The sequence below is a fragment of the Hahella sp. KA22 genome, assembly GCF_004135205.1.
Lineage (GTDB): Bacteria > Pseudomonadota > Gammaproteobacteria > Pseudomonadales > Oleiphilaceae > Hahella.
Genome location: NZ_CP035490.1, coordinates 5,660,165 through 5,676,789 on the forward strand (window position 1 = coordinate 5,660,165; position 16,625 = coordinate 5,676,789).

The 16,625-nt window shown below is 58.6% G+C and carries 10 protein-coding genes; 6 read left to right on the forward strand and 4 right to left on the reverse strand.

Features of this window, described 5'->3' with window-relative positions; genetic code table 11:
• The first annotated feature begins 278 nt into the window (after nt 1-278).
• Entirely contained in the window at nt 279-950 is a 672-nt protein-coding gene (locus EUZ85_RS24965) for a response regulator transcription factor (protein ID WP_127972859.1), read from the forward strand.
• A 15-nt stretch (nt 951-965) separates the two neighbouring features.
• Here the strand turns inward: EUZ85_RS24965 and EUZ85_RS24970 are convergent, their stop codons facing one another.
• Entirely contained in the window at nt 966-2,765 is a 1,800-nt protein-coding gene (locus EUZ85_RS24970; RefSeq protein ID WP_164887348.1) for a hybrid sensor histidine kinase/response regulator, read from the reverse strand.
• Nucleotides 2,766-3,223: 458 nt separating this feature from the next.
• Between EUZ85_RS24970 and EUZ85_RS24975 the strand changes: the two genes are divergently transcribed.
• Complete coding sequence (locus EUZ85_RS24975) at nt 3,224-9,118, forward strand: alpha/beta fold hydrolase (protein ID WP_127972861.1); 5,895 nt, start codon at nt 3,224-3,226, stop codon at nt 9,116-9,118.
• Nucleotides 9,119-9,411: 293 nt separating this feature from the next.
• Here EUZ85_RS24975 and EUZ85_RS24980 read toward each other — a convergent pair whose 3' ends face one another.
• From EUZ85_RS24980 to EUZ85_RS24990, 3 genes are read right to left on the reverse strand one after another with little or no spacing between them, the layout of a single operon-like run.
• The gene (locus tag EUZ85_RS24980) at nt 9,412-10,947 is read right to left on the reverse strand and encodes a tripartite tricarboxylate transporter permease (protein ID WP_127972862.1); all 1,536 of its coding nucleotides are present in this window, start codon (nt 10,945-10,947) and stop codon (nt 9,412-9,414) included.
• Nucleotides 10,947-11,384, reverse strand: coding sequence for a tripartite tricarboxylate transporter TctB family protein (locus tag EUZ85_RS24985; protein ID WP_127972863.1), 438 nt, complete (start codon nt 11,382-11,384; stop codon nt 10,947-10,949). The genes EUZ85_RS24980 and EUZ85_RS24985 overlap by 1 nt, the downstream gene beginning before the upstream one ends.
• 5 nt (nt 11,385-11,389) lie before the next feature.
• Complete coding sequence (locus EUZ85_RS24990; RefSeq protein WP_127972864.1) at nt 11,390-12,376, reverse strand: tripartite tricarboxylate transporter substrate binding protein; 987 nt, start codon at nt 12,374-12,376, stop codon at nt 11,390-11,392.
• Between the two features lie 358 nt (nt 12,377-12,734).
• Here EUZ85_RS24990 and EUZ85_RS24995 point away from each other — a divergent pair, with 358 nt between their 5' ends.
• From EUZ85_RS24995 to EUZ85_RS25010, 4 genes are read left to right on the forward strand one after another with little or no spacing between them, the layout of a single operon-like run.
• Entirely contained in the window at nt 12,735-13,406 is a 672-nt protein-coding gene (locus tag EUZ85_RS24995) for a response regulator transcription factor (RefSeq protein WP_127972865.1), read from the forward strand.
• Entirely contained in the window at nt 13,396-14,829 is a 1,434-nt protein-coding gene (locus EUZ85_RS25000) for a sensor histidine kinase (protein ID WP_127972866.1), read from the forward strand. The genes EUZ85_RS24995 and EUZ85_RS25000 overlap by 11 nt, the downstream gene beginning before the upstream one ends.
• Complete coding sequence (locus EUZ85_RS25005) at nt 14,819-15,952, forward strand: ABC transporter substrate-binding protein (RefSeq protein WP_127972867.1); 1,134 nt, start codon at nt 14,819-14,821, stop codon at nt 15,950-15,952. The genes EUZ85_RS25000 and EUZ85_RS25005 overlap by 11 nt, the downstream gene beginning before the upstream one ends.
• Nucleotides 15,949-16,527, forward strand: a complete 579-nt coding sequence (locus EUZ85_RS25010) for a helix-turn-helix domain-containing protein (RefSeq protein WP_127972868.1) — start codon at nt 15,949-15,951, stop codon at nt 16,525-16,527. The genes EUZ85_RS25005 and EUZ85_RS25010 overlap by 4 nt, the downstream gene beginning before the upstream one ends.
• The last annotated feature ends 98 nt before the right edge of the window (nt 16,528-16,625 follow it).

A 16,625-nucleotide genomic window follows, 5' to 3' on the forward strand; every position in this document is an offset into this window, starting at 1 on the left:
CGCACTGATCATGTGATCGAAACGGGGGCGTCAAAAAAACGGGCGCGGTGGATAACCATCGCGCCCGAGCTTCTTCTCAGAGAGATGACTGTCAGTCCCCACCCGTCGTATCTCCTGTCTCAGCTTCAGTTATACGCCTCCCACTCTCCTGCGCCTATCCACAGTCCCGCCTAAACCAAAGTTTAGGGCCAAAGAAATATCGATTTTATTGTGGCGCTGCGCCAGCATTACTACACTGGAAATCAAGGCGTATACGCGATTTCGCTAAGGGGAAAAACATGGAAAGCACTCATTGCGCTGACGTTCGCGCCCTTCTGGTCGATGACCATCCAATAGTGATCGACGCCCTGTCCACTTCGTTGCTCGCGTTGAAGCTGTGCAACTGGATCGACAAGGCCAACACGCTGGCGGAAGCTAAGGAGAAACTGGCTAACAATACGGAAATCAGCCTGGTGTTACTTGATCTGCACCTGTCCGACGCCGAGGGCATACACGCCATGATGACCTTGCGGGAAACTTATCCCGACGTTCCCATCATCATTTTTTCCGGCGACGACTCCACCGACACCATCGCCAAAGCGTTTGAGTACGGCGTACGCGGCTACGTGCCGAAGAACTCGCCAGTGGAAGTCGTAGTGAGCGCAGTCAAAGTGGTGCTCGCCGGCAGTTGCTACATCCCACCCCACGCCATCCGCATGCTGGGTTTTGAACCTGCGGCGGGAACTGTGGCCATAGGCAATACCGCCGTCGAAACCCGCCCCTATTTTTCACCCCGCCAGGAACAGGTGTTTCACTATTTGCTGGAAGGCATGCCCAACAAGGTAATCGCCGCGCGCCTGGATATGGCGGAAGGCACGGTGAAAACCCATATGAACACGATCTTCAGAGCCTTGGGAGTGCGTAATCGCGCGCAGGCGATTCTGAAGGCGCGACAGCTGGGCGTCATCTGAAGCGCTCGGTCGTCGCTAATGGGACGAGACGGACTCTATCCAGGTCTGCAGCTGGCGCGAAGAGATGGGTTTGGTGAGAAAGCTGAACCCGCTTTCCTGTAGTTCTCTTACCCGTTCAGGCTGTACATTGCCGGACACCAGCAGCATCTTTTCCTTTGGCATCTGCTGGGACAGGCTGTCGGCGATATCCAGCCCATCCTCGCCTTTGTCCAGCATGTCGTCGAGTATCAGCGCGTCCGGCCAGCCCTGGCTGCGATGGCGCAGCGCCAGCAATTCATCCTTGTTGGCGACGATTTCGTAGCGGCATCCCCAGGCGTCGAACTGAAAGGAAAGCGCGGACCTCACTAACGGATCGTCCTCCACCAGCCAGACATTGAGGTCAATGAAGGCATTGTCCGGGGCTTCCAGATCGCGAAGACTGGGCGCGATACAGGCGTATTCCGCCAGAGGCGCGTAGAAAGAAAAGCGCGAGCCCTTGCCTGGCGAGGACTGCACGGTCAGCCCCGCATCGAGAATTTCGTTGATGCGGCGTACGATGGCCAATCCCATGCCGATGCCCTTCTCCCTGTTACGGCTGGGATTATTGAGTTGCACAAAATCTTCAAAGATACGCACCTGATCGTCACGCTCAATGCCCGGCCCCGTATCGCTGATAGTGAAAGCCACGCGACGTCCCTCCACCGCTGCCTCCACGCTGACTTCGCCTTTGTGTGTGTACCGGATGGCATTGGAAATCAGATTGTTAAGCAAACGGCTCAGCAGTTCCAGGTCGGAATAGAGGCAGACTCGCGAGTAGTTGCAACGCCAAGCCAAACCTTTGGCCTGACACAGCAATTGGAACTCCGCCTCCAAAGGCCGCATGACTTCATCCAGCGACAGCGCCTTCATACTGGGTTGAAACTTGCCTGCTTCGAAGCGCGACAGGTCCAGCAGGTTATTGAACAGCGTGCGCAACACTTCAATCGCCTGCCGCTGTTTACTGACGATCTCCTGCGCCGTCTCCCCCAAAGGCTGATACGACAGCGTGTCCGTCAACAGGGACACTGCGTACAAGGGCTGGCGCAGATCGTGACTGGCCGCGGCCATGAAATAGGTTTTGGCTTTATTCGCTTCCTGCGCCGCCGCCAGCGCCTCTTCGGCTTTTTTGCGCTCCGCCTCGACTTTGTTCAGCAACGCGCTCTTTTCAAAACGCATGGCGACGCTCTCCGCAAAAGTGCGACTGCTGCGACGCACTGAGCTGATCATCAATAACGTCAGGGTCGCCAAGGGCGCGGCGATGCGCAGTTCGTCCACCCCTTGCAGTGACCAGTACAGAATTGGCTGTCCCATCAACAGGGGAATGGATAACAAAAAGGAGCGGTAATCGGACGCCAGATTCACCATGGCCCCCACCCCGTACAGGCTGATGGCCAGGGTCATGAAAAAGGCGACATTGTCCGTCTCCACCGCGCCCACGGTCCAAATTCCCGTACCGACCAGCGCTTGATTGATAAGACTGCTGCGCAGCAATCGCTTGTCGCTGTGCGCAATTTCCTGGAAGGTCATGCTGTCCAACTGGCGCATAATCTGACGACTGATCTGCAGGCGCAGAACTTGCGCCGCCGCCACGGGCCCTACCCACAACAAAATGCGCGACAGAGGCGCCTGGTCCCATAACATGAATAGAAAGATCGCCATGATGAGAAACACGCCCTGCACTGCAGGCAGCGTCTGTTGGCAGCGGATTTTGACGGACTCGATCAGGTGGGCGCGCTCAAACTCCTCCGGCGCCGTCCCTAAGCGACTGGAATCCTTAGCTTTATGCTCTTGTCTCACCTTGCTCTCCAGGCTGGGCTGAGAACGCATCTCATCGGTGGATGAGCGTCACGCCACGGTCTCTCTTAATCTTAGATGAGTTTGATTACCGCGCGGCGATTCAGTTTCAGTTTAACAGCAGAATTTTCGTCGATTGCAAGTAAACCTAGGTTTAGGCCCCTCGTTTATTCCTTTCTGTGTATTCAACCTGTATTTTGTTTAAAAATTAACCAAATCAAATTTTCATTGCTATTCTGATTCAAGCAGTCCTCTAACAATAATGACCTGATCGACAGATAAGCCGAACGCCATCCTCTTGTCGATTAATACAATGCGTCCAACGCATTGGCGTAGCCCATCACCCTGGAACCAGAGCGGCGCAGTCCGACGCTCCCTTGCGCCCGGACATCGCAGTCAAAACGTCGCCGAACGGACATCAACCTCATAACAAGTCCTTTGCTAGGGAAGGAGTTCCGGCCATGCACTTTCATCTTTCCGAACCGTTCGAAAGCCTGATAAAAGATGCGCTCCCAGAAACGCGGGTCCACGACACCGATGTATTGATTGTCGGCTCCGGCTATGGCGGCTCCATCGCCGCCATGCAACTGGCCGGGGGCAAGTCTTCCAAAGACAATACCGGTGACGCGACAGTGACGGTGTTGGAACGGGGCAAAGAGTACCGTCCTGGCGATTTCCCGGAAGCCCTGGGGGACATCCCCGGCCACATGCAATTATTGAAATCCGGCTCCAACCGCCCTATTGGCTACGCTGACGCGCTCTATGATTTTCGCATTGGTAAAGAAGTGGATGTGTTGGTGGGCTGCGGGCTGGGAGGCGGGTCGCTGATTAACGCCAACGTGGCCCTGGAGCCAGAGGCGGATACATTGGCGCAAGCCGCCTGGCCGCGTGAGTTTCGGGAACATCCGGGACTGCTGGAGCCGCACTTTCAGAAAGTGCGTCGCTTGCTGGGAGTCCGCAATCAGGATCAGACCGCCCGCGACAGACTATGCCGTCTCCCCAAGTTTCAGGCGCTGACCAGACTCGCCAACTCAATTGACGCGTCAGTGGAAACAGCGCCATTGACCGTCAGCCTGCGTCCTGGCGCCAACGCCGTCGGCATTGAGCAGCCGGGCTGTAATCTCTGCGGCAACTGTGTGTCTGGATGCAATCAGGGCGCGAAGAATACCCTGGCCATGAACGTCATTCCGCTGGCGAAGTCCCGCGGGGCCAGGTTTTACACCGGCGCCACGGTTCTCACTCTGGAGCCCATCGCCCTCTCAGCAGCCGATAACACGACAGGGGCGAACAGGCGACGTTGGCGGGTGCGGGTACGGCGCACCGCCACAGAAAAGAACAATCTGGCTGACGAGGTATTCTGGATTGAAGCCGCCACCGTCATCCTGGCGGCGGGAGCGCTAGGCAGCACGGAAATTCTGTTACGGTCTCAGAATTCCGGCCGTTTGCAGCTTTCCGACAGACTGGGCAAGCGCTTTTCCACCAACGGCGACGGTTTCGCCATGAGCTATGGGCAGGCGAACCCAGTCATGGCGATCGGCAAGTCTGACGAATCTCTGCAAACCGGCGAGGAGTCATGCGTCGGCCCCACCATTACCGGCGTATCCCGCCCGCTGGCTCGCCATCCCGAAACCGGCGCCGAAGTACGTTTGACCTTGGAGGACGGCTCTGCGCCCTACGGCGTGGCGCGCCTTTTCGGCGAAATCGCCACGACCGGCGCGCAACTGAACCGTCTCACCGACATGACCTTGCCCGCCTGGTTTGTAAACGCGAGTAAAAACGGCGTGTTCAAAGATCCTCTGGCGCACCACAACGGCGCCATGGAGCGCTCGCAAATCCTCTTGATCATGGGGGATGACGGCGCCGCCGGCGGCCTTTCCCTGCGCGCCAGCGATAATCCCGCGCAACAGGCTGACACAGACTACTCCCGCATTCGCGTCGAATGGCCCAAGGCGGCGGAGGACGCCTGCCTGACCGCGGCTGACGCCCTGTTGCGCAGCCAGGACAGAAAAGCCGGATTCGACGGCGGCCAATATGTCCCTAATCCTCTCTGGAAAACCCTGCCGGATGACGCCTCTACCGTCATGAGCGGCAAGCTTCCCGGCGGTCGCGTCATCACGGTGCACCCACTGGGCGGCTGCGCCATGGGCGACGGTCCCGACACTGGCGTCGTCAACCATTACGGCCAGGTATTCAAGGCCGACCCTGGCGCCCGAAACATCAGCGCCCCCGCTTTGCATGATGGGCTATATGTGCTGGATGGCTCTATCCTGCCAACCGCCCTGGGCGTCAATCCGTTCCTGACCATATCCGCGTTGTCTCTTCGGGCCGCAGAGTCGATTCAGGAACAACATGACTGGCTTGCAGCAACGCAGGAACGCGTCAGTCCCGAGTTGGCGCAAGCCATCTCGCCAGTAAAACAGACGCCGCCGACCACAGCGGCCAAGCCCAACCCCACGGTGACGCTGAGTATCAGCGAGCAGATGTTCGGCCGTTTGCAGGCTGAGGAAGCCAGCGCTCATCTGCCCGACTGGATAGAAAGCTGGATCAGACAGTGGGCCGAGGCGCTTCCCACTGAATCTCGACCCGCCAGTGGCGTCGCTACGCGCCTCACCGGCGATCAGGGGCTGATTTTCAAGGTGGAAACGCAAATAGATGATCTGCATGACTGGCTGCAGAAACCAGGAGAGGAGCTGAAGGCGACGGCAAAGCTGTATCTAAATCCGCTCAGCGCGGAGCAAACCGCCAAAATGCACACCTACGGACTGCCTCCAGAACTGTTGCAAGGCGCAATTCCCATCGCCGTGGGCGAAGGCGTGGTGCGCCTGCTGCACTGCGATGAGCCCGGTCCGCTGGCCACCGCCTGGCGCGGCGCACAGGCCCTCAACGCTTATCGTACGCGCCGCCAATCTCTGTCTGGCTTCGCCTTGCGTCAGCTCAAGCAGCGCCTGAGTCGCTGGGATTCTGACGCCTCGCTGAAGGAGCCGGCGCCAGGGTTGTTCAAACAAATCAAAGGTTTCTGGACCGTCGCCAAGCATCATGCGCAATACCGTCGCATGAGTTACAGCTTCCAGTTCACCCCCAATACCAACGGCTCGCGCGCGCCTCGTTTCAAAAACATGCCTGGGGAGATCATTCACCTGCGTGGAGAAAAGCTGCTGGCCTGGAAGAACGGGGTTCCCAGACTCTGGCGCGCCCTGACCAATCTTCCCATTGAGTTGTCCCACGATCGCCATGGCGACGCCGTGTCAGGTTCGCTGTACGTGGACATGGAATACATGTCGGAAAGGGGCCTGGCCCAGGTGGTCAAATCGCCTAATCTGCCGGAGTCCGCCATGGCGGCCGCGGGCCTGGGCATGCTGTTTCTGCGCTGCTTGCTGCAAACCCAGTTCTGGGATTTCGGCTCGCCTCATTACCCTGACAAGCCCATCGCCTCCAATCCGCATCCCCGGGCGTTACGCGTATCGGATAACCGGGTGATCAGCCCGCAGCGCGCTGAACTCAGCGTCCCTTTGAATGACGCCTCGTCGGAGCAGATCGGTATTGTGCTGACCCGCTATCCGCAAACTAACGCGCAGCGGCCGGGACAGCCTGTGCTGCTCATTCATGGGCTCGCCCAGGGCAGTCTTATTTATTGTTCCGAAGCCATCCCCGGGAACATGGCGGTTTATCTGTGGCGCGCCGGCTTTGATGTGTGGATGCTGGATTATCGACTCAGCAACGCCCTTCCCACACCGGCGCCCCTGCAGGGCTGGAGTATTGAAGAAATCGCCCGCTACGATATCCCCGCCGCGGTGCGCCATATTCACCGGGTCAACCCGGGTAAGATCAACCTGTTCGCCCATTGCGTCGGCGCTACCGCCACGACCATGGCCATTCTCAAAGGCTGGTTGGACGATCCCGCCGATCCCTTTATCGGACGGGTGGCCTTCAATGCGATCCATCCCTGGATCATCCCTTCGCCGGTCAACCGCAGCCGCGCCAAGCTGGGCAGTTTCCTGCGCGACTCGGTCAATGACGCTCAACTCAACCCTATACCTCAGCCTAACCCCGGCGCCTTCGATTCCATGTTCGATCGTCTGGCTTTCTCTTTCGCGCGCCTGGGCGAGCTGCAAGAGGCGGAAGAAGGTAGAGCGCGCAACGGCGGCGAGCGGCATACGCACAGCGACCATGCGCCCGATGGCGGCGTGGAAATCTCCCAGGGCATCTGCGACAAAATGAGTTTCCTGTACGGCCGCATGTGGCGACACGATCAGATTTCTCCCGCCACTCACAAAGCCTTTCAGGATATGTTGGGGCAAGCTCCTGGCGCAGTCTATCGGCACCTGTATTACTTCGCCCAGCAACAACGGGTCACTTCCCGGGACGGCGAAAACACCTTTCTTACCCCCTCTGCGGTGCGCAAACACTGGAGTTATCCCACCCTGTTCATTCATGGCGAGCAAAGCAAAGTGTTCAATCCCCAATCCGCCACCCGCTCCGCCATCCGGCTCAGTGAAATGCTGAAGGGCGGTCCATCCGCGCCGCCGGTGCTGTTGAAGCGGGCGCCGCATTACGGCCACATGGATGTCATCCTGGCGCAAAACGCTTACAAGGACACCTTTCCCAGTCTGCGCGCGTTTTTTAGCGAAGATGAGGAATGTCTGCGCCACTCCGCCGGGGACCGCGTCGAATTTCATCATCAACTGTTCGACAGCTATCGCGCTGCGGATGACCTGCATGCGGTAAACGCCAACCTGTTCAGCGCCGGACCAATCATCCGCGGCGCCTGGCTGGATAGCGCCGGTATTGGCCGCCCGCGTATTGTGCTGCGGTTGTGGGCGGAGCTTTCCGATCTGGCGGATCTGGCCGACGCCCAGGCGACGCCGACCCGACGTCTGGCGCTGGAAGGCGCTGAATTGATTCAATGTCAGTTCTGCTCCGCCAATGATCCACATCATTTATTGCTGGATGTGGCGGTGAGGGTCGATCCGGGACAGGAACGGGAGGTGCGCATCCGCTTCAGCCTGACCCAGCGTCAGTTTGATCCAGCAACCCAGCAGGCCATGTCGCAGACCTTACATATCCCCGCCTCCGCTGGCTGGCTGCGCCGTCTGCGCGAGCTTTGCCTGCATCGCGGCGTCAGCCCCGCCATGCGCTTTCTGGTTGGCTCCTGCCGCTATCCGGGCGCAGTGCTGGAACGGGATCTCGCCGATCAGGCGTTCGTCGGCATGGGACGTCAGGTCAGAGGCGACGCCCAACTGCCCGGTGCGGATTCCGTCTTTTTTATTGGGGATCAGATATACGCAGACGCCACCGCCGAGGCGTTTGACAACACCGCCCTGAAAGAGCGCTACATCACACGCTACCGAGAGGCGTTCAACTCGCCCAATATGCGAAAACTGCTGCAACTGGCTCCCGTTCACTTCACGGTGGATGACCATGAGTTCAGCGACGATTGCTCCGGACGTCCGCCACAATTGGACGCTCACCTGCAGGAGCGCGAACGCTTTGACTTCGCCCTGCGCGCCGCCCGCAGCTTTCAATGCAGCGGACGCCAGCCGGACGCCGCACTCTGGTATCCCCAGGGCGTTAGCGCAACCCGGGAGTTCGACTGTCCGGTCTTCGTCATGGACACCCGCACCGAACGGCGACTACGCAGCGCTGGCGCCGCTGGCGCGCAAGCGGAAATGATCGACGCGACGCAATTCGCCGCCCTGTCCAATTGGCTATCGGAAGCGCAACGGCTAACGCCGGAGCGGCCTAAATTTATCTTCTCCGGCAGCGTGATTGCGCCAGTGGAAATACGCCTCACACAGTACCCTGACCTGTGGCGCAATCACGACAGCTGGTGCGGCTATCCTCATACCCTGGCGGCGGTAATGGGGCTGATCTACGAGCGGCAGATCGCTAACGTCATTTTCGTCGGCGGCGACCAGCATTTATGCGCTCTGGCGCGCATGACGCTGGCCAACCCTGCGGATCAGGCGGTATCGCACCGCAAGGCCGTGACAGTATGGCAGATCGTGTCGTCCGGCCTGTACGCGCCACTGCCCTTCGCCAACGCTAATCCCCGGGATTTCGAGTGGGAAAAACCCAGCGTCGTGCCCATGCACGGCTCGCAGTTACAACTGCAGGCGGAAGCGCGCTTGTTGCGGGCGGATAAATCCCAGTTCGTGCGCGTGGACGCCGTCCCCACGGGAGACTGCTGGACGCTGGAAGTCCGCGTATGCGACCCGGAGGGTTTCGTGGCTCCAGTGGCGCAGCCAACCGCGCTGAAAGATGGCGAGCTGGCGGACGACGACAAAACCTGGCGCATCCGGCTGACCGCCAATGTCGAAGCGGAGCCGGGCAAACCTGTGCGTCCAGAACCCGCGTAATCAGGACAGTCAATCTGGAACAAAAAGTGTGAATAAATGCAGATTTGAAGGGATAGAGAGGTGAAAAAATAAGGGCAAAGGGAAATAGGAAAAGATAAAGATAAAGAAGAGTGAAAAGAAAGGCTGCGACGGCAAAATTGGGGGCCGCGCAGCCAAGGCAATGGAAACTATGACTTTAACAGGAGGAGAGCGGGCATAGTTTCCACACCGAGGAAAAAGGGTCTTTCGACCCGAAAATGGGACCAAGACTTACAATCAAATCTCAGTTGCGCGCCCATCCCTGGACGCAAGGGTCAATCGGCGGTGACCGCCTCGTCCACTTCGTGATCGACGCCTTTCATGCGCTTGCGCAAAATAGGACCGATAACGTAGGGAGCGATAAGACCCACTCCAGCGACAATCCAAAGCGTGATGGACAGACCGCTGCTCCAAAGGATGCTCCAGTCGCCGTCCGACAACGTCATGGCGTGACGCAGGTTTTTCTCCATCTCCGGCCCCAGCAAGGTTCCCAGAATAACCGGGACCAGTGGGATTTCGACTTTGCGCAGAACATAGCCGAGCACGCCGAAGAAAATCATAAAGTACAGATCAAACACACTGTGGCTGATTGAATAGACGCCAACAAAAGCGACCATGGTGACAATCGGCAACAGGTATTTGGGCGGCACCGACAGCAGTTTCACGAACACGCCGACCAGCGGAATGTTGAGCAACAGCAGCATCAGGTTGCCGATTAGCAGTGCGGCGATAACGCCCCAGACAATGTCGCCATGCTGCTGGAACATCAGCGGGCCTGGTGTGATGTTCATGGAAATCAACATCGCCAGCAGAACAGCAGTGGTGCCGCTGCCAGGCACGCCCAGGGTCAGCATGGGCACCAGCGCGCCATTGGCGGCGGCGTTATTGCCCGCTTCCGGCGCAGCCACGCCGCGAGGGTCGCCTTCACCGAATTTGGCCTTCTTGCCCAGAATGCGTTTTTCCAGGGTATAGCTGACGAAGCTGCCCAATGAGGCGCCCGCGCCGGGCAGAACCCCAGCCAGGAAGCCGATAACGCTGCCGCGCAGCGATGTCGGGAAGACAGCGGTGAAGTCTTTCCACTTCATTTTCAGCTTGTTCATCGCAATCATCTTGCGGCCTTCGCCAGCATGCGCTTCGATGAAAAACAGCAGTTCAGAGATAGCGAACAGACCGACGATCAGAATGATGAAGTCAACGCCTTCATACAGCTCCAGTGTGTTGAAGGTGAAGCGCTGCACGCCGGTGTTCATGTCGATGCCCACCGTCGCCATCATCAAGCCTATGGCCGCCGCCAGAATCGTCTTCACCGGGTTCTTGCCGGTGATGCCGCCCAGGGTGGCGAACGCCAGCACAAAGAGCGCGAAGTATTCAGCCGGCCCAAAGGTCAGGGCGAATTTCGCCAGCCAGGGCGCCAGCAGAATCAAGCCGATCGTCGCGATCACGCTGCCGATAAAGGAGGCTACTGCGGAAATCGCCAGCGCTTCCGCGGCTCTGCCGCCTTGCGCCATGGGATAGCCGTCCAGACAGGTCATCATCGCCGGCTCGTCGCCGGGAATATTCAGCAGAATCGACGAAATGCGTCCGCCATACATGGCCCCGGCGTACACCGAGGTCAGCATGATCAAGGCCGTTTCCGGTTTCAGCCCGAGGGTGAACGCCAACGGGATCAGGATCGCCACGCCATTGGCGGGGCCCAATCCCGGCAGCGCGCCAATCAGGGTGCCCAGGAAGCAGCCGAGGAGCGCGAACATCAAGTTTTCCGGCGTCAGGGCGACAGCAAAGCCCTGCATCAGAAAGTTCAAGGTTTCCATCAGCTTACCTCCAGTACGCCCAGCGGCAACGGCAATTCAAGCACGTAGTTGAACAACACGAACACCACTACGCCGCCAATCAGGCCGGACATATAGGCCGGGAACTTGCGGGCGCCCATGCGCCAGCTCAGGGTGCCGACCGCCAGCGTCGTGGTAATGATGAAGCCCAGCGGCTCCAGCAACACGCCATACAGCGTCAGCACTACCACCGCCACCACCATTTCAGCGCCGGTGCGGTTCCAGGGCCAGTGATTGTCCGGGTCGGGACGCAGCATCAGATAAAGACTGCTTAGACCAAGCACTACCGACAGGAGAATCGGGAAGGTCTCGGGTCCGACCGATTCATTGCCGCCGAAGGGCTCGGGCAGTTGATACGCGCCCCAGCCATAGGCTATGGCCAGGACGAGCATCACTAAACCGAAAATACGGTCATTCATGGCGATTAACGGATCAAGCCAATTTCTTTAGAAAGCGCTTGGATGTCCGAGATTTGCGCTTTCACGAAATTGTTGAATTCAGCGCCGCTTTTGTGGAACGGCATCAGTCCATTTTTCTCCATCAAGGATTTCCACTGCTCGCTGGCGTAGATCTTGTCGATGGCGGCGGTCCAGTACTCTTTTACATCAGCCGGCGCGCCGCCAGGGATGTAGAAACCGCGCCAGTTAGGAGCGACGGACTCGATGCCCTGCTCGCGAGCGGTAGGAATAGTCGCGAATTTACCTGGCAGGCGATCTTCAGACAGCACCGCCAATACGCGCAGGTCACCGGATTCGAAGAAGCCCTGCACCTCAGTGATGTCGCCGGTGAACGCGTCAACGTGACCGCCTACGACCTGAGTCATGGCTTCGCCGCCGTTGTTGTAGGACAGGTAAGAGATTTTCGGCAGATTGGTGACGCCAGCAGCCTTCGCGCTGATCAGCACTTTCAGGTGATCCCAGCCGCCGTTGGCGCTGCCGCCTGCGAATTTAACGGAGCGCGGATCTTGTTTCAGCGCCGCCATCAGATCGCTCAGACTTTTATAAGGAGAGTTTTTGGATACCGCGATAACGCCATAATCCGCGCCGATTGCGCCAATCCAGTTAACCATTTCCGCGTTCATGCCGGGATACTGACCCTGGGCCAGACGGGTTGTGGTGGCGGTGGACGCGGCGACCACCAGATTCTGGTCATTCTTGCGCTTGCTGACGGTATGCGCGAATGCGACGCCGCCGCCTGCGCCCGCCATGTTAATGGTCTGTACGCTGCCGGGAACTAACTTCAGTTCCTCCATCACGTTGCCGACGCTACGACAGGTGAAGTCCCAGCCGCCGCCAGGATCTGCAGGAGCGATACATTCAACTTTGCCTTTAGGTTCGTAGGCCATGGTCAGAGTAGCGCTGACGGTCAGCGCGGCGGCCACAAGCATTTTAATCGGAGTTCTGATTGTCATTATTGTTACCTCACAGGTTACAGGAATTAATTCGATCGCAAATATATTGGTTTTGCCCTTACGGGGCTACCGGCGTCCGCCGTCCTGCTTATATTGTCATTTGCTGACGGAACGAAAAGCTGGCGGGATTCCAAGGTCTGGGGGGTGGGATTGTCGAAAAAGATACGTTGTGTTCATGTCACGCTCCTATTATTTTTGTTGCGCTTTATGTTTAGTCGCTCGTTGCGGTTTTGGAAACTTGGTTTCGATTACCTCTCCGGCGACCTATGCTTGATATGGAACAGGTAATGACGGCATCCTAACTGCTGAACCTGTCATAAACCTGTCACGTCCTGATTCGAAAAAGTGAAGTCGGCGCATGCATATCCTTGTTGTAGAAGATTCTGAATTGCTGGGTGAATCCATCCAGGCGCGGCTGCAGAAAATGGGCCACGGCGTGGACTGGGTTAACAACGGACGCCAGGCCAACGGTTTGTTGCAGCACCAGCAATTCGATCTGATCATTCTCGACCTCAACCTGCCTGAACTGGGCGGTGAGCAGATTCTATCGGAGCTGCGCAAACGCAAAGACACCACGCCGGTGTTGATTCTCACCGCCCGCGAACAGGTGGATGATCGCATCAAACTGCTCGACGCCGGCGCCGACGACTACCTCACCAAGCCCTTCGATTTCGGCGAACTGGAAGCCCGCTGCCGGGTGCTCATGCGGCGCAACCAGGGCTTTTCCAGCAACCTCAGCCGACACGGCAATCTGTCTTTCGACCGCTCCGCCAAAGCGGTATACGTCAATGAAGAAAAGCTGGACCTGAAGAACCGCGAGTTCCGTCTTCTGGAAGTGTTTCTCGGCCATCTGGGACGGGTTATGAGCAAGGAGGAACTGGCCGACCGTCTGTTCGCCTTCGATGAATCCCCCGGACCCAACGCCATCGAACTGTATATTGCGCGCCTGCGCAAAAAGCTCGCAGAGTCCTCCGTTCAGATACGCACCTTGCGGGGATTGGGGTATCTCGCGGAATGCGATGATGACTGACTCGCCGTTGCGTCCGGATCAGCCGGTCTCACTGCGCAACAGGTTGATCCTGGGCGCCGTGGCGCTGATTCTGGTGCTCGGAACTCTGGCCATCATCGCTATCGACGGATACGGCAAACGCGCGGCGGAACTCTCTTATGACCGACTGCTGGCCAGCGCCGCCTTTCAGATTGCGGACGCCATACACGTTCGCGATGGCGTAGTGGATGTGGATCTGCCGGTGGCGGCCTTCGAAACCCTCGCCCTGGCCCGCGACGACCGGGTGTTCTACCGCATCAGCGGCCCTCGCGACGCCTACCTCACCGGTTACGACGACCTGCCCCGTCCTGAGGCCAGCCAAGGCTTCAGCAAAGACGGCGCGCGCCTGATCCAGCAACGATTTTTCACCAGCCGCTATCTGGACGAACCTGTGCGCTTCATCGTGTTGCGGCGCTTGTTGACGGAGGCGGACATCACCGGCTACATCACCGTGCAATTGGGACAGACCATCAACGCCCGCGCCGATCTGGCCGAGGATATCACCGGCAAAGGTTTACAACTGATCGCCATCGCTTCCGTCATCGCCCTGGGACTATTGGGCTACGGCATCAAACGCGCTTTCTCTCCCCTGGATCAGATCGAAAGAGAGCTGGCCGCGCGCTCCCCTACTGATCTGACGCCCCTGCACGTCACGCCCATCAAGGAAACCTGGCGCTTACAGCAAACTATCAATCACTTTATGCAGCGCCTGCAGGATACCCTGGACCGCATGCAGCGCTACACCGGCGAGGCGGCTCACCAGATCCGCACGCCGTTGGCGGGGTTGCGCGCGGCGTTGCAGAACCTGCGCGACCATCCCGATATCGATGACCCCAAACCCGTGTATAACCGCATCATGCAGTCGGTGGATCAACTTAACACCACCGTGTCGCAACTGCTCAATCAGGCCACTATCACCCATCGCCTGCAAAGCGAGGCGCTGCGGCGCATCGAACTCAACAAAGTGGTGAAAGAGGCCTGCCTGGAGCTGGCGTCACACGCTATCAACGAGAAAGTGGAACTGGCTTTTGAGGCGGACGCAGAGGATACGACTTTGCTTGGCGACGCCTTTGCACTGAAGCAGTTGTTCCGCAATCTGATCGAGAACGCCGTCCGCTACAGCCCGGTGGATAGCGTAGTGGTAGTACGCGTCCACCAAAGCGTCAACCGATTGTTCGTGGAAGTAAAAGACCACGGCCCAGGCATTCCTGTGGAATATCGGGACAAAGTCTTCACCCGTTTCTTTCGCGCGCCTGCCGCCGTCGGCGTCGGCAGCGGACTGGGTCTGGCCATCGTGCGCGAGATTGCGGAGCGCCATAACGCGGAGGTGGGGCTGATGGATAATCACCCTCAAGGCCTGACGGTGCGGGTAGGCTTTCGTAAGGAGAGCATCCATGGCAAATAGCCGCTTCGGTTTTTTCCGTACAGATTTGCTATGCAGAGCGCTTCTCGTGCTCGCCCTCTTCGGCGTCACTACCGCACGGGCAGTGTCCGGTCCGCTGCCGGTCGTGCTTTATCCGGCGCAGCAGAAGCCGGTCAGCGTGCTCAATATTCATGCGGTGCTGGATTACGTGGTGATGAACCCCATCATCAAGGCGTTTCAGCAGCGTTATCCCAATGTGGAAATCCGACTGATTGAGTTTGAAACCGCCGACCTGTTCCAGCACACCGTGGAAGGCTCCACCCATACGACAGAACCGCCGGACGCCATCGTCGGCGACCTGCTGATCAGCTCGGCGATGGACCTGCAGGTGAAACTGGTCAATGACGGCTATGCGCAGCGCTACGAGTCCCCCTACACCCGCCGCATTCCCGACTGGGCGAAGTGGCGCAACGAGGCGTTCGGCTTTACTTTTGAACCGGTGGTGACCGTGGTGAACACTAAACTGTTGCCGGGGCCGCCACCACAGGATCGCCAACAATTGCTGGAGCTGATCCGTAGCCAGGGCGAAAGTCTGGCGGGCAAAATCGCCACCTATGATATCGCCCGCAGCGGCGTCGGTTACCTGTTCGCCGCCCAGGACAGCCAGCAGGCGACCACCTATGGCCGACTATTGGAGGCCTTCGGCACCCACTCCGTACAACTGGCCTGCTGCACCGGCGACATTCTCGACGGTCTGGCTTCCGGGCAGTACGCGATCGGCTATAATCTGCTGGGCTCGTACACCAAGGCCCGACTGGCGTCGGCGCCTAACCTGAAAATGATCCTACCGGCGGACTACACCTTGATCATGACGCGCATCGCTCTGATTCATAAGCACGCCGTCAACACGCAGAACGCCCGGGATTTCCTGGATTTTCTGCTGTCTCCGGCAGGTCAGCAGACTCTGGCCAGCGAGTCGAAACTGTATCCTATCGACCCTGGCGTGCACGGCGAAGTCACTGCGGACTGGCTGAACAAGCATGCGCCGGGGCCGCTGAAACCCATTACGGTGGGACCGCAATTGCTGGTTCCGCTGGATAAATTGAAACGGCAACGCTTTTTAAGCGAGTGGCGCCGCTCTCTGGAACGTGAAACGAAACAATGAAAGACACCGATTTAGTCGCCAGACTGGGCAAACGCATTCAACAGCTCCGCAAGTCAGAAAAGCTGACTCTGGAGCAACTGGCGCAACAGTCCAACGTATCGCGCTCCATGCTGTCGCAGATCGAACGCGGCCAGGCCAACCCGACCTTCGCCACCCTGTGGAACCTCACCCGCGCCCTGGGCATTGAGTGGTCGGAGCTGGTGGATGAGAGCGAGGGGGTCTCCCACTCTCCCATCGAACACATCATCGCCGCGCAAACGCCGAAAATCGACAATCCTCAGGGCGGCTATCACCTCAGCATTCTCAGCCCGCCCCATCTGGTGGGCTCCATTGAATGGTACGAGCTGCGTATGCGTCCCCAGGGCAAACTGGAAAGCCAGGCCCATACACAGGGCTGCATGGAGCACCTCACCGTGCTAAGCGGTCAGCTTGAAGTCGTCAGCGGCCAGCAATCCCAGCGTCTGGCGCAGGGCGACACCGCCCGCTATCACGCCGACGTCGCCCACACCATTCAGAATCACGGCGACAGCGACACCATCGCTCTTTTAGTCGTGATGAATCACAGTCATCGCTAGAGTCAGTCGACGTTTTGGCGCGGTCACGCGATAACCCTTCCGCTTAACAATCAGGTTAGGCGACGCAACGTGGCAGGGAGGCCGCCATGGCCCTGATT

What these genes read in the sequence shown, in the direction of transcription:
- EUZ85_RS24965 (WP_127972859.1), top strand. Translation starts at nt 279, where the DNA reads ATGGAAAGCACTCATTGCGCTGACGTTCGCGCCCTTCTGGTCGATGAC.
- EUZ85_RS24975 (WP_127972861.1), top strand. Translation starts at nt 3,224, where the DNA reads ATGCACTTTCATCTTTCCGAACCGTTCGAAAGCCTGATAAAAGATGCG.
- EUZ85_RS24995 (WP_127972865.1), top strand. Translation starts at nt 12,735, where the DNA reads ATGCATATCCTTGTTGTAGAAGATTCTGAATTGCTGGGTGAATCCATC.
- EUZ85_RS24980 (WP_127972862.1), bottom strand. Translation starts at nt 10,947, where the DNA reads ATGGAAACCTTGAACTTTCTGATGCAGGGCTTTGCTGTCGCCCTGACG.
- EUZ85_RS25000 (WP_127972866.1), top strand. Translation starts at nt 13,396, where the DNA reads ATGATGACTGACTCGCCGTTGCGTCCGGATCAGCCGGTCTCACTGCGC.
- EUZ85_RS25005 (WP_127972867.1), top strand. Translation starts at nt 14,819, where the DNA reads ATGGCAAATAGCCGCTTCGGTTTTTTCCGTACAGATTTGCTATGCAGA.
- EUZ85_RS24985 (WP_127972863.1), bottom strand. Translation starts at nt 11,384, where the DNA reads ATGAATGACCGTATTTTCGGTTTAGTGATGCTCGTCCTGGCCATAGCC.
- EUZ85_RS25010 (WP_127972868.1), top strand. Translation starts at nt 15,949, where the DNA reads ATGAAAGACACCGATTTAGTCGCCAGACTGGGCAAACGCATTCAACAG.
- EUZ85_RS24990 (WP_127972864.1), bottom strand. Translation starts at nt 12,376, where the DNA reads ATGACAATCAGAACTCCGATTAAAATGCTTGTGGCCGCCGCGCTGACC.